At 41.5% G+C, this 14,646-nt stretch carries 14 protein-coding genes; 3 read left to right on the forward strand and 11 right to left on the reverse strand.

Features of this window, described 5'->3' with window-relative positions; translation table 11 throughout:
• Nucleotides 1-1,520: ABC transporter permease (locus V1L66_RS13285; RefSeq protein ID WP_409072227.1), on the forward strand; the 1,520-nt coding region annotated here is incomplete at its 5' end.
• A 124-nt stretch (nucleotides 1,521-1,644) separates the two neighbouring features.
• Here the strand turns inward: V1L66_RS13285 and V1L66_RS13290 are convergent.
• The 5 genes from V1L66_RS13290 to V1L66_RS13310 all read right to left on the reverse strand — a co-directional run bounded on the left by V1L66_RS13290 (nucleotide 1,645) and on the right by V1L66_RS13310 (nucleotide 5,515).
• Nucleotides 1,645-2,376, reverse strand: coding sequence for an alpha/beta fold hydrolase (locus tag V1L66_RS13290; RefSeq protein WP_326141656.1), 732 nt, complete (start codon nucleotides 2,374-2,376; stop codon nucleotides 1,645-1,647).
• A gap of 32 nt (nucleotides 2,377-2,408) precedes the next feature.
• Complete coding sequence (locus V1L66_RS13295; RefSeq protein ID WP_112117924.1) at nucleotides 2,409-2,933, reverse strand: hypothetical protein; 525 nt, start codon at nucleotides 2,931-2,933, stop codon at nucleotides 2,409-2,411.
• Between the two features lie 136 nt (nucleotides 2,934-3,069).
• The gene (locus V1L66_RS13300) at nucleotides 3,070-3,786 is read right to left on the reverse strand and encodes a toast rack family protein (protein WP_333006708.1); all 717 of its coding nucleotides are present in this window, start codon (nucleotides 3,784-3,786) and stop codon (nucleotides 3,070-3,072) included.
• 128 nt (nucleotides 3,787-3,914) lie between these two features.
• Entirely contained in the window at nucleotides 3,915-4,277 is a 363-nt protein-coding gene (locus tag V1L66_RS13305) for an SRPBCC domain-containing protein (RefSeq protein ID WP_333006710.1), read from the reverse strand.
• Nucleotides 4,278-4,306: 29 nt separating this feature from the next.
• A complete protein-coding gene (locus tag V1L66_RS13310) occupies nucleotides 4,307-5,515 on the reverse strand; it encodes an MFS transporter (protein WP_333006712.1) in 1,209 nt (402 codons plus the stop codon).
• A gap of 136 nt (nucleotides 5,516-5,651) precedes the next feature.
• On the opposite strand from V1L66_RS13310, the gene V1L66_RS13315 reads away from it, so the two are divergent.
• The gene (locus V1L66_RS13315) at nucleotides 5,652-6,509 is read left to right on the forward strand and encodes a LysR family transcriptional regulator (protein WP_066038508.1); all 858 of its coding nucleotides are present in this window, start codon (nucleotides 5,652-5,654) and stop codon (nucleotides 6,507-6,509) included.
• A gap of 109 nt (nucleotides 6,510-6,618) precedes the next feature.
• On the forward strand, nucleotides 6,619-7,488 hold the full coding sequence (locus V1L66_RS13320) for a DMT family transporter (protein ID WP_333006713.1): 870 nt from the start codon (nucleotides 6,619-6,621) through the stop codon (nucleotides 7,486-7,488).
• A 37-nt stretch (nucleotides 7,489-7,525) separates the two neighbouring features.
• Here the strand turns inward: V1L66_RS13320 and V1L66_RS13325 are convergent, their stop codons facing one another.
• The 6 genes from V1L66_RS13325 to V1L66_RS13350 form a co-directional block, all read right to left on the reverse strand.
• On the reverse strand, nucleotides 7,526-8,512 hold the full coding sequence (locus V1L66_RS13325) for a HAMP domain-containing sensor histidine kinase (protein ID WP_333006714.1): 987 nt from the start codon (nucleotides 8,510-8,512) through the stop codon (nucleotides 7,526-7,528).
• Nucleotides 8,509-9,180, reverse strand: a complete 672-nt coding sequence (locus tag V1L66_RS13330; RefSeq protein WP_066038510.1) for a response regulator transcription factor — start codon at nucleotides 9,178-9,180, stop codon at nucleotides 8,509-8,511. The genes V1L66_RS13325 and V1L66_RS13330 overlap by 4 nt, the downstream gene beginning before the upstream one ends.
• 2 nt (nucleotides 9,181-9,182) lie before the next feature.
• On the reverse strand, nucleotides 9,183-10,166 hold the full coding sequence (locus tag V1L66_RS13335; RefSeq protein ID WP_048390646.1) for an alpha/beta hydrolase: 984 nt from the start codon (nucleotides 10,164-10,166) through the stop codon (nucleotides 9,183-9,185).
• A gap of 126 nt (nucleotides 10,167-10,292) precedes the next feature.
• On the reverse strand, nucleotides 10,293-10,712 hold the full coding sequence (locus tag V1L66_RS13340; protein WP_333006716.1) for a DUF1801 domain-containing protein: 420 nt from the start codon (nucleotides 10,710-10,712) through the stop codon (nucleotides 10,293-10,295).
• A gap of 41 nt (nucleotides 10,713-10,753) precedes the next feature.
• Nucleotides 10,754-12,565 (reverse strand): ABC transporter ATP-binding protein, encoded by a 1,812-nt coding sequence (locus V1L66_RS13345; RefSeq protein WP_333006717.1) that lies wholly within the window; start codon nucleotides 12,563-12,565, stop codon nucleotides 10,754-10,756.
• Nucleotides 12,562-14,295, reverse strand: coding sequence for an ABC transporter ATP-binding protein (locus V1L66_RS13350; protein WP_333006718.1), 1,734 nt, complete (start codon nucleotides 14,293-14,295; stop codon nucleotides 12,562-12,564). The genes V1L66_RS13345 and V1L66_RS13350 overlap by 4 nt, the downstream gene beginning before the upstream one ends.
• Between the last annotated feature and the right edge of the window lie 351 nt (nucleotides 14,296-14,646).

Here is a 14,646-nt window from a genome sequence, read left to right on the forward strand (position 1 = left end):
CACAATTAATTAGCTTTTTGCATTTACCCGAAGCTAAAACAGAGCTTCCTATTGTGTTTATTCTTTTAATTGCCCTTTCCAGCTTCATCATTCTTCAAGTGATGACAAAATGGCAAGTAGCGAAAAGCTCTCGACTACTGCCATTACAAATCGCGACAGATAATGAAAATTTAGAGCTGCGTTGGACAAAATGGAAAACAATTATTGTCAGTATTGTAGGTGTGTCAGCTACCTTCTTCTTTTTACAAGCCTATTTAGCTGGGACAGGAAGCGATCAAGGTGCCTTATTTATTTTACTCGGAACACTATTTGTATGTGGAATTTTACTGTTACTAATCCCCTATCTATTTACAGCCATCCTTCATCTGGCTTTAAAGCCGATTCGAAGGGTACTTGGCAAGGAAGCCTATTTAGCATGCCAGCAGCTCATGCCACAAGTACGCAAAAATATGCCCGTGGTGCTCAGCATGATAGGATTAATGGTTATTTTAACCTTTGGAAGTTCATTAATGAAAACCTTACAACACAATGACCTTGCCTACACAGAATCACAATACGAAACAGCCATAAAAATCAATAATGAATTAAATGATCCAACTATCACGCCTGCAATTATAGAGGAAATAGAAGCATTGCCAAGCGTACAGTACGCGTATACACAAAGTAATAATGCGTATATTGCTCTACAACTCGGCGATGAATGGCTACCAGAGAACTATACAACCATTGATATTAAGAAATTTATGCAATTAAAGAAGTTGCCTCAAATTGAGGAAGGAAATTTGCAAAATGGCCTTGTCGTGACAAAGGGCTTTGCCGAGCGTTATCATTTGGCAGTGGGTGATCGTGTAACGATGAGTACCTATGATTTTACTGCCCGGCAGGATATGCCTACTGGTGAGTTACAAATTATAGGAATTACTGATACACCTATTCACCGTGCTGATTTAATCGTTGATTGGTCATCATTCCTCACGGCACAGGATCACCCAATTATCGAAGACATTATGGTAGAAACATCCCACCCAGAGCAGACATTGGCGGAGCTGTCATTCTTGGAAGAGCGCTGGCCAGCCCTGAAGTTGACAGATAAAGCGACCATATTAGCACAATCCAATGAAATGTTCTTCCAACGGTGGAGCTTATTTGTTGGCGTCTTTGTTATTTTAATAGCTGCCACGGGGCTTGGTGTCCTCCAAACATTACTGCATACCATTTATACAAAACGCAGTGACTATGCCATCCAACGATTAATTGGTCTGTCACCAAATGGGCTGATGAAACTCATACTGACACAAGTCCTATCGTTTGTCCTTTATGGTCTCACGGTCGGTACATTTCTGGGGTTCGTTTTAACGAGGATGCTAGGCTTCATTGATGATGGCTCGCCGATGTCCTATGACTTTCTAACATTGGGCCTCACAAGTCTCGCGTTCCTAGGGTCAACCCTCATTGTCTTTACCCTCCAAGGCTACTGGATGAGCAGACAAAAATTAGCGAATGAGATCTTGGAAATATAAGTAAAACAGCCCCTCTATGGATAGAGGTGGCTGTTTTTTTAGAAGCGGGGCTCTCTCTTGAATGAGCGCTTTTACCCCTCTTTGGAGTGGAGCACCCCCACTCCTTTTATAAATGAAATTCTCTCTAAATTTGAAGAAATTCTATCATTTCCTTTATGATAGCCTCTTGATCTCGTCCTAATGTCATGAGATGCTTAGAATTTCCAAAGCCTTTCTTCTGCTTTCTAGATGAATGAACGTGCTGATAGATCGTTTCAGCACTTTGCGTGTATAAGGCATCGTCTTTTTCACCATAGTAGATAGCGATAGGAATGATAATTCTATCAAGCTGCTCCATCGTTGCTTGGATAAATGTTTGGAATACGTTCATTGCATGTAATGGCATGTTCTGAAATGGCTCCATTTCCTGAGCGATTTGAAGTGGTGGCTTGCCCTCTATTGTTTTGTAATTATGGGCATAGTCCATAATCCTTTGTTTTAATTGCTCTGGCTCCTTATCAAACGGCACAGATAAGACAATGATTTGCTCGAGCCTTTCTAATTGAGCAAGCTTCAACGCGAAAATTCCCCCGATGGATAGACCGATGACCGAAATCTTTTGATAGCCTTCATCCAATAAAAATTGATGAGCATTCACTACATCCTGCCACCAGTCGTCTACCTGATAGTGTAATAACTGTTCTGGATGAGTGCCGTGTCCACGATACAGCGGCGCATAGCAAGTATAGCCTTGGTTATGTAGTGCAGTGGCTACTGTCTTCATATCTCTTGTATGACTTGTAAAGGAATGTAAAAGCAATAGGGCTTGCTCATTTCCCTGTAAATAAATCTCTTTTGCTGGTAATATGTTTAGCATTTCATCAAGCCCTTTCTTTCATCTTCCTTTATTTAAGCCCCAACAAACAGCACTGCCTGTCCGATGGCAATAAAAAAGGCTTCCTGCTGAATGGGGCTGCTGTCTTCAATTTGTAGTGTAATGTCAAAATGCGTCTCACAGAAAGTCGCTTGCCAGCGTGCGATAGGCTGCTCATTCACAGTAAAAACAGACCAGTCCTCCATTTCTTTGTTGAGCTTGATCTGCTGTTCGCCATCGGTAATAACTAAATCAGGAATCATAATTTGCCAGCCATCATAGGCAATCATATAGTCTTTACCTGTTACCAAATCCTTGCCACGGAAATGCACGCGCCCGCGACGGGATACTTTTTTACACGTAAAAAGCGGCTGACCATTGCGATCGTGGACATCAAAACGAACGAAATAACGATAGTCCATCGTTTTATCGAATGCTTTTTTTAGTGCATTGGAATACACGCGTTGAACGGTGGACGATACCTCCCCCGCTTCATTTAAAATTTTAACTGCCTCTGTTGACTCGATGGCCGCTGGTTGCTTGTATGTATAGGTCTTCAATCTATTCGCTCCTTTGAAACATTGCTTTCTTAAAACTACCATAAAATAAGCGTCAAATACAAAGGATGTATTTGACGCTCCTATTATGGTTATTGAGGTGCAGGTATTCTTTCAATCAAGTAGCCTACTCCATTTTCTATCGATCTAACTTAAAGGTAATTTCCCCGATGCCCAATTCCGAATTGACCTCTAGCAAGACATCCGCCTTGTCGTAAGCTTCGTTGACATAGACACCATTCCCTTTTGATATAAGGCCCTCCACATTAGACGAGCCAATGCCTTTTTCTGTCGTTAATTTCACGCCAACCTTTGAAGGTAAAATAACTGTTGTTTGACCGACACCTGTTTCAATAGTCGTTGTAAAGCTCTTTTTCCAGTCGCCACCTAGATTAACCGTTAGATCACCGACACCCGCTTCAATATCGAGCTTTTCCAGCTGAAGACCCTGTAAATCAAGATTGGCAAGAGAGGCACCCGTTTCCACATTTAGATTCATGGGGATGCTGTCGTTCAGTTGAATCGCCCATGTGTTTTTAATATTCGAGAGCCCCAGCCTTGTTGAGCCCTTATGCTTGATTTCCACTTCTCCTGTATCGCCATGTAGATCATAGTCTACCTGAGGGGCTAGCTTTTTTACATTATATTCTGCGTTGCCCTCAACCCATTCCTTTGCACCACTCGATACATTCATTTCGCCAACACCTAAATCAATGTCTACCTCTAATGCTTTCGCTTTATCCTTTTCCACCAAAATGGCTTCCTCTCGCATTTTATTTGGAATAAAGGAAAAGCACCCTGATAATACCAATGCTGACGTGCCTATCACGACACCTAAACCCACTAATTTTTTCACTATTATTTCCTCCCACCGTATAATCTACCAATAATTTCATTATATAGAAGGGAGGAAATTAAAATACGACCCTCCGCTCGAAATTCATCTAAGACCTAAGACGTAGAGAGGCTTACTGATAAGGAATGTCATGCCTCCAGCAATGCCTTTAAATTCGCAAGAGAGGCATCATAGCCTGACGAATTAAAGCTCACCGTAGTGCCATTACCCTGTTGGACTAGCGTAATAGCAATCAATGTTTCAGGAACTTCTAGATAGAAGGAAAATTCCTCATTTTTCTTCACTTGCTGAATCGTTAGCTCCATCGGCAGTTTTTCAGAAAGCTGGTTATGCGCATTTGGCATTAAGGTAAATGTCATCTTTTCCCCAGCTGTTAGTATAGGGATGTCCCACGTGGAGCCTGGTGCGTACCATCGGGAGAGGGATTGCTCCTCTGTAATTGCATGCCATACTTTATCTATCTTTGCCTCAATCCAAATCGAACTGGTCATTCGTCGCAACCTCCATTTCCTCTTTTCCATTATTTTACCGAACTTTCAGAAGTTAGACTACCTTGGGATGTTCTGTATAAGTGAAATGCCCCCAGTATAACCATCACAGCGATAACATCCAAAGCGAGCTGATAGCTGGAAAAAACAGTAACCAATAAACCATAAACCGTTGGTGCCAAGACAATAAAGAACTGATTAATCGTTAACGCTGCACTAACAGTTAGTCCTACTGCTTGCGAATCGGATTGCTCCGTGACACAAGTGATATATATGGAATACCAGCCAAGCGCTAAAAACCCAAATAAACTGCAAAATAAAATCATGAGGCCCTTGCTATGTATGACAAAGGGCAAAAAGCCAACCATCAGGAATGTAGCGACCATGACGAGCACTAATAATGGCTCTCGTTTTTGAGCGAAATAATGGTCACTCATCCAAGCAAGTACAATTCTCCCAAACATCCCACCAAATAAAATCAGACTTAAATAGCGCCCCGCCTCGGTTAATGTATACCCACCTTCATGATGTAAATAGCTCATAAAGTGAGCAATGATAATCATTTGGAGGGACATCATGACCATGCCCACAAAAAATAAAGGATAGAGCGCTCGATTGTGCCGAATAGCACGCATCTTCTCTTTAAAAGGAATGAGAGGTGCCGTAGCGGTGTCATGCTGTTTTGGTTCTTTGTACAGCAATAAAAATAATAGTCCCCCACCAATCGCCATCAAGCCCTGTGCTAAATGGACAGAGGATAGATGATGATGTTGATACAAATAGGTCAGCAAAGTGGAAGCCAATGCACCACCAATCGGAATACCTGTTTGGCGTATCCCAATAGCAAGTCCTCGATGCTTGTTAGGAAACCATTTCACAATAGCAGTACTGCCACCTGTTTGCGCACTGCCATACCAGATCCCCACAACTATTAATACGAGAAGCAATGTCGTATAATGATTCACGGGTATTAGCAATAAGGCTGACAGGCCCAGTAGTATCGAGCCCCATCCAATAATCTGCTTTTCTCCCTTTTTATCCATGAGATAACCAAATAGCAGCATGGAGAAAATTGGCCCTATATTGACGGCTGAAACAATTAGCCCTGTCTGGAAGGACGTTAAGTGCCATTCCATTTGATAAAAAGAGGCAACTGGCCCCATTCCGTAGGTCACAAAGGTTGCGGCTGTTTGCGAAAGTGTAGCCACAAGCAAGATGACCCATCGATAATATGTATGCATAAAAACCCTCCATCAGGTTACTGCTTTTGCAGTCTACCTTTTCATTATCTAGAGTGTACGTGGACAGCTAGCGTACGTAAAATGGAGGAAAATGATAGCGGCTATTAAAAAATTCTATAGGTATGTGAGGAACAACATGAACATTGAAGAAATTGCCTTAAAAATGGAGCTTTTAGAGAGGCAAAACTTGAGTAAATCGGCTGAAATCACCAATTATACACAATCTGCCTTAACAGCAAAGGTGAAAAAAATGGAGCGTGAAATTGGGCAGGACATCTTTAAACGAACACCCCAAGGCTTAAAGCTGACAGAGGTAGGTCAACATTATTTACAGTTTTTAAAGAAAGTTGCCGAGCAGTATGAAGACTTTTTACATACCATCGGCCCTACACAAACGAGCATTTTGGTTGGTACATCTCATACAACCATTAAAATATATGGACCATCCATCATGAACGCACTGCAAACTAGTCGAAGTCCGATAGATGTTGATTTCACTGTGGAATCAAGTACAGCCTTAAATCACAAAGTTCATCTGGCGGAAATAGATTGTGCATTGACAAGTAATCCAATCAAGCATTATAGCGATCTACACTATGATGTACTAGCCACAGAGACGTTTGAAGTTATCTCAAGCTCCGCTCATATCATTGACTTTGATCAACGAACACCTGTCACATTGCTTGTTTTAAGTAAGGGCTGCATGTATACCCATGCATTAGCACAATGGCTCACTGACAAGCAGGTACCTTTTACGATGAAGGAAATTAAATCAGTTAGTAGTATTTTAGATTTTCTTGAAATCGAGCATACATTGGCTGTATTAAATACCAAATTACTAGCACTTTATCCTTGTCCCGACCTGCATTTTTATGATTTAGATGGGCTTCACAGTGTGATTGAAACAGTTTATATCTATAAAAAAGATGACAGTAAGCAGCCCTTCATCCTGCAATTAAAACAGGTCATTGAATCCTTGCTTGAGCAGAATTAGCTCCATAAACTTATTTTGTGCTAATATTCTAAAAAACCTATATTATTCATGCGGACTACACTATAATAGGTTTGTCATTATTAATCTTGTAAATGCTTAGGAGTACATCATGTTTTATTACATCTCGTTATTTTTTGCAGTATTTGCATTATCTACCTCAGCAATCTTTGTTAAGCTAGCTGATGCACCACCAGCGATTACAGCCTTTTATCGACTATTTTTTGCGATGCTAGTACTTCTTCCATTTTTATTGGCACAGAAGAGCTTGCGGCAGGAGCTTACAAGTCTCTCGAAAAAACAATGGGGACTCGGCATTTTATCAGGCTTATTTTTGTCCTGCCATTATGTGTTATGGTTTGAATCATTAAACTACACATCTGTGGCTAGTTCAACCGTCATTGTGACACTCCAGCCACTATTCTCTTTAGTAGGCAGCTATTTTTTATTTAAAGAGCGATTTTCAAAAGGAGCGATTGTTGGCTGCTTCGTAGCGATCATCGGCTGCTTCATTATTGGCTGGCAAGATTTCCAGATTAGTGGACAAGCCCTGTATGGCGATATTCTTGCCTTTATTGCGGCAGGTATTATTACAGCCTACTTTTTTATTGGGCAATCAGTGCGCAAGGATTTATCGCTCATTCCCTATTCTATTATCGGCTATGGCAGTAGCTCGATCTTTTTAGCCGTTTATGCCCTCTTTATGAAAGAATCGTTTTTCGAATATTCAGCCTCCACCTGGTGGTCCCTTGTAGGGCTGGCTGTCATTGCAACGATTTTCGGGCAAACCATTTTTAATTGGCTATTGAAATGGTTAAGTACAACGGTGATTTCCATGAGTATTTTAGGCGAAACAATCGGCACATGTATATTAGCTTATTTTATTTTAGATGAGATGATTTCCGTTCAACAGGGGATCGGTATTGTGGTCATTTTACTAGGACTTGCCCTGTTCTTACTACAGCAACGAAAATCAGTGTAAAAGAAAAAACAACGGCAAAGGCTGCCGTTGTTTTTTATTAGTGTGTAAAGTAGAAGGTCGTGCCATTTTTGTTTGATTGTAAGGAAGCTTCGATATTCAATGTTTTAGCAATATCCTGAATGATTTTAAGCCCAAGTCCGCCATGCTCATCTTCAGTCGTAAAGCCAATACCATCATCACACATGACAACTTGCCCGTCCTTAATCGTCACCTCTAGCTTGGATGCTTGGGCATGCTTTAATGTATTTTGAAAGACATTATCGAATAAACGCTGTAGCCACAATTCATTGCTAAGCCAAGTTGCTTGTAAATCATCGTGCTGAAAATGCAGCGTAATATTCTGCATGCGATATAGATACTGCCACTTCTTTATCATCATTTGTAACAATGGGACAAGTTGAACCTCCTCCTGCATGACATAGGACTGTTCACTCGTATCAAAGGACTGTAACTGAAATGCATTAGTTAAATTCGTGATATATTGAATTTGTGCATGTAAGGATTCCACCAATTTGGGCTGCCCCTGTAGCTGATCCTCTAGATAAAACAGCTGCAAACGGATAGCCGTTAACGGCGTATGAATGTCATGTCGCAACTTTTGTAGCAGCTCTTTTTGAAGCTCCTGCTGCTGGGCAAGCTCTAATTCTCGGTATGTTGTACGCTCAATTAAAAGATTGACAGATTGGCTAAGCTGTCCAATTTCATCCTCACTTTTTATCGTTAACGTGTCAGGTATTCGCTCATTACTTGCTAGTTCTCGTATTGTTTTATTAAGTAGTGTAATTTTGGATAGTAACGAATGAATCGATGTGGAAAATAGCCATGCGAGCATTCCTAACGCTAGCACAAACGCAATCAGCATCATAGGATAGGCATAGGACTCATGAAACGGAATGCCGTCATTTTTCATTTTAAAGGCCTTGTCATACAAAATTGACATGGCCACACTAATGCCTAATAGTACAACAGGCACACTCCCAATGGCTACAAATAACAAAGTACGGTATTTTGTTTTTAAGGTCATTTTTTATTATAGGTATTTAAACGATACCCTTCTCCATAAATATTTTGCACAATAGTGCCTGCTGGGTCTTGTAGCTTTGTTCGAATTTTTTTAATATGGACATTCAAAATATTATGATTGCGTTCATCGAGCGGCCAAAGATAATCAAAAAAATGTTCCTTTGTTAATACTCTGTCTCGATTGTCAAATAAATAAAAGAAAATTTTTCGCTCAATCGCTGTTAGGGCGATTTCATCATGGATGCTATGATGAAATACTTGACGGCGCTCTCCATCGATCAATAAATGCTGAATTTGCGTAAGTGTACCATACTGTTGTGCTAGCATTTTTTGCATTCTTAGCAACAGCTCTCGCGGATCAAATGGCTTTGTCAGGTAATCCTCTCCAACCATCAACCCCTCTAGCTTACTTTCAATATCATTACGTGCCGATAGAAAAATGATTGGAATATTTAAGCCTAATCGTTTAATATTTTTGCTCAATTGATAGCCATCCTCTCCTGGCAGCATAATATCCATTATGACTAAATCCACCTGCTGAATTAACGCCATCATATCCTTGCCATCTGTTTTCCAGATTGCCTCATAGCCCTCACGCTGTACTATTTTTTGCAGTAGATCACCAATCATGTGATCGTCTTCTATAATTAAGATTCTAAATCCTTTCATACTTATCGACCTTTCTCATCACCCGTTGTTTTCATAAATTCCATTGCCAGTTGATAGATTTCATCTGGCTGATAGAGATAAATACTATGTGTCCCACTGACCTCTTTCACCTGTGCATTAGTGAATTGCTTTGCAAAGTCAGCATAATCCTGCCGATTTTGCTTCGTATATTTCGAATGTTTATTTTCTTCCGCAATCGCATCAATCAGTAAGATAGGCGTGTCTTGCGGCTTTTTGAGCTGTTCTGATTGTAAACTATTTTCGTAGACCTGCAACAGCTCATTTTGCATATCTTCATTAAAAAATTGCTTAAAGGACAACGCCTGATAGATTTCCTTTTCCTGTGCTGTTAAAAACGACATTTGAAGTACTTGCGGATTATAGACCTGTGTTGGCAAAAGTCGATGTAAGCCGAGTTTAGTAGCGAGGTGCATGCCTCTCACCATCCAACGATCGACCGTCCCCATTTTATGCTTTACATATTGACTAGGTAGGCCAATGTCTAGCGCGATGATGCCCTTTACTTCCTCTGGGTATTTTTGCGCCCAGTAAATGGCCTCTAGCCCTGAAATGGAATGTGGCACAAGGACATAGGGCGGTTCAAGCCCACTTTGCAGAAGTGCCTGTCGTGTTTGCGCTAAAATCGTATCGATTCCTCTATCATCATGGGCTACGTCGCTATAGCCATAGCCAGCTCGATCCACTACTGCAATTTGATGATGCTGTGAAAACTTACGATACAGCCCTTTTAGCTCATAAACGGGTGCTGCGATACCAGAGCCAGCCATAAAAATATATGTATCCTCGCCAGCCCCCTCCTGATAAACATGGAGATTGTGACCATCTACATTGTTTAATGTGCCGTTAGGTTGTAAAATAGCTGACTCCTTCTGTATTAAGCTATAGTGATAAATACAAATTATCACCATTCCAAGCACAATCAATGCCCCCATATAGACAATCATTTTCTTTGCTTTCTTTTTCATACGTATCTCCTCTTTTCGTTGATACTTGCAAGGATACACAGTAAAAATAAATTTCTACTAAACTTTTGGAGAAAATAGATAAATTTCATACAAAAAAGCTACCTAACTAATAGGCAGCTCTCTTGATTAAGCATCTGGATAGGTTTTTCGTAAAAAATCGATCGTTTGTTGTATAAGGGCTTTTAAGATGTCTTCATTCTCATCAGCTAGCTTATTAATATAAACGCAGGCTTTTCCTGTTGTGTGTTTACCAAATTGTTGTAATAGTTGCTCTCGTTCATCCCCTGGAGCAAAATATAAGCTAATTTTCGCTTTGCGAGGGGAATAGGCAGCTAGTGGGGCATCCCCTTCATGACCTGTTTGATATTTGTAATGATATTTACCAAAGCCTATAATACTCGGTCCCCACATTTTGGCTTCATAGCCTGTGACCTCTGTGAAAATGTCCAATAATCGATAGGCGTCTTCTCGCTTTTTTGGATGGTCTACACTTTCAATAAATTCAATGACACTTACATCGGTTTCTTTGGTCTTTAATTCATACATGTCAATCCCTCGCCTTCTGGAAGATGTACCTTCATTATTCCCTATTCTACCTGCTCTAACAATAGTTTTTGTTGAAGATGACGATAGATTCCCTGCTGCTGCATCAGCTCTTGGTGATTGCCCTGCTCGACAATTTCTCCCTGCTGAATTACGAGGATTTGATCGGCATTTTCGATTGTTTTCAGACGATGGGCAATGACAAAGCTTGTGCGTCCCTGCATTAAATGCTGTAAGCCTTTTTGAATATCGACCTCTGTTTGGGTATCCACGCTAGATGTCGCTTCATCCAAAATTAAAATATCTGCATTCTCTAAAATTGCACGGGCGATCGCAATAAGCTGACGCTGCCCCTGACTTAAATTGGCTCCTCCTGCCTGCACGGGTGTTTCGTATTGGGCAGGTAAATATTTTATAAAATGATGGGCATTCGCAATTTTTGCCGCTTCCACAACCTCTTCATCTGTCGCATCTAGCTTACCAAAGCGAATATTTTCACGAATCGTTCCCGAGAACAAATAGGTGTCCTGTAAAACTACACCAACTCTTTGGCGAATCGTCGCCATCTGATAGTGTTCAATATTATGCCCATCAATTAAAATCTCACCTTGATCGACGTCATAAAAACGTGTTAATAAATTGATAATCGTTGTTTTGCCTGAGCCTGTTGGGCCAACAAGAGCAAATGTCTCTCCTGCCTTGGCATGGAAGTCAATGTTTTTTAACACAGGCTTATTTGGCTCATAGCTAAATGATACTTGTTTGAAAACAACATCCCCCTTGAGCGATGCCGTCTTGATAGCATTAGGCTTGTCGGCTACCTCTGAGGGTTCATCTAGTATCTCAAAAACACGCTCTGCCCCAGCAATAGCAGACTGGAAGGTGTTTAATAGATTAGATAGCTGATTAAGCGGACGGAAAAATTGCCGTGTATAGGTCACAAAGGCGGCAATGATCCCCACTGTAACAATACTCTTTACTGCTAAAAAGGCACCTGTTCCGATGACGACAGCAAGGCCTAAATTATTCATAAAGTTATTAATCGGACCTAGTAAGCCAGAGGTAATTTCTGCTCGTTGGGCAGAGTTTCGTAGACTTTCGTTTTGCTGATGGAACGTATCAATCGTTTGCTGCTCCTTGCCAAAAAGCGTTAGTACCTCCGCACCTGTAATCATTTCCTCAATGTAGCCGTTCAGCTTCCCAAGATCTCGTTGTCGTGCTGCATAATTTCTACTGCTGCGTTTAATGATTTGCTTGGTTGTGTAAACGATCAGCGGAATAATAATCAATGTCACGATTGCTAATTGCCAGCTTAATGTAAACATAGCGATACTGACACCAATTACAGTTAAAATGGACGACACGATTTGCGTAACACTTTGCGCAAGTGCGGTATTTAAATTATCAATATCGTTGGTCACACGACTCATTAAATCCCCAAGTGCACGCTGATCAAAGAAGCGTAATGTCAGCGTCTGAAGCTTGTGAAATAGTTCCAGACGCAATGTCCGAATGGTTTTCATTGCGACATGAATCATGACATAGGTTTGCAGCCATGTCAGAATAGAGGCTACTGAAAAAATAACGGCCAACAGGATGCCTAAACGAATCGTTCCGTCGATATCCTTTTTCATAATGTAATCATCAATAATATGCCCAATCATATAGGGCCCTGCAAGGCTTAAAAAGGTCGAGGCAATGACAAAAAAGATAGAGAAAAACAGCCCTATTTTTTGTTGCTTGACATAATGCCACACACGTGACAATGTCTCCCTTTGATTTTTCGCCTTTTCAGCTGGTCCCCCCATACGCGGTCCACGTCCAAAATTCATTTGCTTTGGTTGACCTTGACTCATCCTTGTTCACCAGCCTTTTGCTGTGACGCATAAATTGCTTGATAATGCGCATTTGATTGTAGAAGCTGCTGATGGGTTCCTTGCCCAACAATGTCGCCATCCTCTAGTACCAAAATAACATCTGCCTGCTGAATGGAGGCAATTTTCGACGCTACGATGAAGGTCGTTGTGTCTTGATAATAGGTGGCAATAGCTCGCTGCACTTGTTGTTCTGAAGCACTATCTAACGCTGACGTTGTATCATCCAACACCAAAATAGCAGGCTTTCGAATAAACGCACGACTTAATGCAAGGCGCTGCTTCTGCCCACCCGAAAGATTCGTAGCACCCTGTGATAATTCATGTGCTAAGCCCTTATCAAGTCGCTCTACAAATTCACTGGCGCAGGCCGCCTCTAATGCCTGCTGTATGTCCTCAGCTGTAGCATCATCCTTACCGAGACGAATATTTTTTTCAATCGGTCCAGAGAACAATAATGCTTTCTGTGAGGTAAATCCGATATGCTCACGTAGGGTTGCGAGTGAGTAGGATGTTAGCGGTTTTCCGTCTATGCGGATTTCGCCACCAGAGGGATCAAATAAGCGAGGTAATAGCTTCACCAGCGTCGATTTACCACTACCTGTTTTCCCAATAATGCCGACCGTTTGCCCTGGTTTCACCGAAAATGAAATCTTTTTGAGGACATCCTCAGCTGTTTCATAGTAACGATAGCTCACCTGATCAAAGTCAATGGCCCCTTTTATTGGATCGGTCAGCACATGTTCCGCTTCCTTAACAGCAATCTCTTTGTTTAACACGTCCACAATGCGTTCTCCTGAAGGCAAGGCTCGCGCTATCTGCATCAGCACCATACTAGAGGACATCAGTCCATTTAAAATAATCGTTAAATAATTGATGAATGCAAGAATAACGCCCACTTGCAGCGTACCCGCGTCTACCTTAATGGCTCCAAGCCAAAGCGCAGCTACAATCCCTAGATTGACAACAAACATCGTAAAGGGTACAAGCACGCCGACAATTTGCTCAGCTGTAATAAAACGTTTCGTCAGCGCCTCATTTAATTCTCCAAACTGTGCTACCTGCTGTGTTTCACGGCGAAAGGCTTTAACTACACGAATACCCGCCAAATTTTCCTGTAGCTTCGTATTGACGGCATCAATGGCCTCCTGAACACGACGATACAATACACCCGAATACTTCGTAAAAAAATACATCGCTATAACCAACAATGGTACGATAATGAGCAATATGGAAAAAAGCTCACGTGCTGTGACAAACACAATAATGACTGCGCCGATAAAGAGCAAGGGCCCACGCACAAAAATACGCAGCGTCATCATAAAGGCACGCTGAATACTTTCCACATCACTCGTTAAAATCGTAATCAGCTTCCCCGTTGTAAAAGCATCTCGCTCCTTGGCTGAGTAAGTCATCATCTTCTCGTAAAGAGCCTGTCGAATATCCGAGGCAAAATGAATCGCCGCCTTCGAGCTATAATACGAGCAACCAACCCCACCAATAAGTCCGAGCACTGCACTGCCAAGCATCCACACAAACATATTCAATACGTAACGATTATCCCCATTGGCAATCCCCGTATCAATCATATGCTGCATGATGGTCGGCTGAATTAAATCCATCGTCACCTCCAGCACCATCAATAGCGGTGCAATCAAGGTGAAAAATTTATAAGGCCCCAAATACTGCCCTAATTGTCTAACTGCCTGCATACATTCGTCTCCGTTCTATTTAAATCCCATTCGTTCCTCATTATAACTGAAAATCATTCCCATTTGGCAACTAATTTTTCGGGTCTCGTAATATTATTGGAGTGGTTTGATTGTGGTGTAGTGTCTTCATAAGGAGTAAAAATCTAATTTCTAAGCAGATTTTGGAGGATGGTGACTTTTTAGAGCGAAGTTCCACTTCTTATGAGCGGCTTTCATTCGCTTTGGAGCGAGGTTGCCCTCCTTAAGAGCGAATTCCTTCCACTTTGGAGCGGGTTTGCCCTTCTTGGGAGCCGCTTTCTTCCACTTTGGAGCGGGTTTGCCCTTCTTTGGAGCGAGGTTGCCCTCCTTAAG

The sequence above is a fragment of the Lysinibacillus sp. IITD104 genome, from assembly GCF_036698265.2.
Lineage (GTDB): Bacteria > Bacillota > Bacilli > Bacillales_A > Planococcaceae > Lysinibacillus > Lysinibacillus boronitolerans.

Coding starts and splice junctions, on each gene's coding strand:
- V1L66_RS13290 (WP_326141656.1), bottom strand. CDS start 2,376: ATGCTAAACATATTACCAGCAAAAGAGATTTATTTACAGGGAAATGAG.
- V1L66_RS13305 (WP_333006710.1), bottom strand. CDS start 4,277: ATGACCAGTTCGATTTGGATTGAGGCAAAGATAGATAAAGTATGGCAT.
- V1L66_RS13310 (WP_333006712.1), bottom strand. CDS start 5,515: ATGCATACATATTATCGATGGGTCATCTTGCTTGTGGCTACACTTTCG.
- V1L66_RS13315 (WP_066038508.1), top strand. CDS start 5,652: ATGAACATTGAAGAAATTGCCTTAAAAATGGAGCTTTTAGAGAGGCAA.
- V1L66_RS13320 (WP_333006713.1), top strand. CDS start 6,619: ATGTTTTATTACATCTCGTTATTTTTTGCAGTATTTGCATTATCTACC.
- V1L66_RS13325 (WP_333006714.1), bottom strand. CDS start 8,512: ATGACCTTAAAAACAAAATACCGTACTTTGTTATTTGTAGCCATTGGG.
- V1L66_RS13330 (WP_066038510.1), bottom strand. CDS start 9,180: ATGAAAGGATTTAGAATCTTAATTATAGAAGACGATCACATGATTGGT.
- V1L66_RS13335 (WP_048390646.1), bottom strand. CDS start 10,166: ATGAAAAAGAAAGCAAAGAAAATGATTGTCTATATGGGGGCATTGATT.
- V1L66_RS13340 (WP_333006716.1), bottom strand. CDS start 10,712: ATGTATGAATTAAAGACCAAAGAAACCGATGTAAGTGTCATTGAATTT.
- V1L66_RS13345 (WP_333006717.1), bottom strand. CDS start 12,565: ATGAGTCAAGGTCAACCAAAGCAAATGAATTTTGGACGTGGACCGCGT.
- V1L66_RS13350 (WP_333006718.1), bottom strand. CDS start 14,295: ATGCAGGCAGTTAGACAATTAGGGCAGTATTTGGGGCCTTATAAATTT.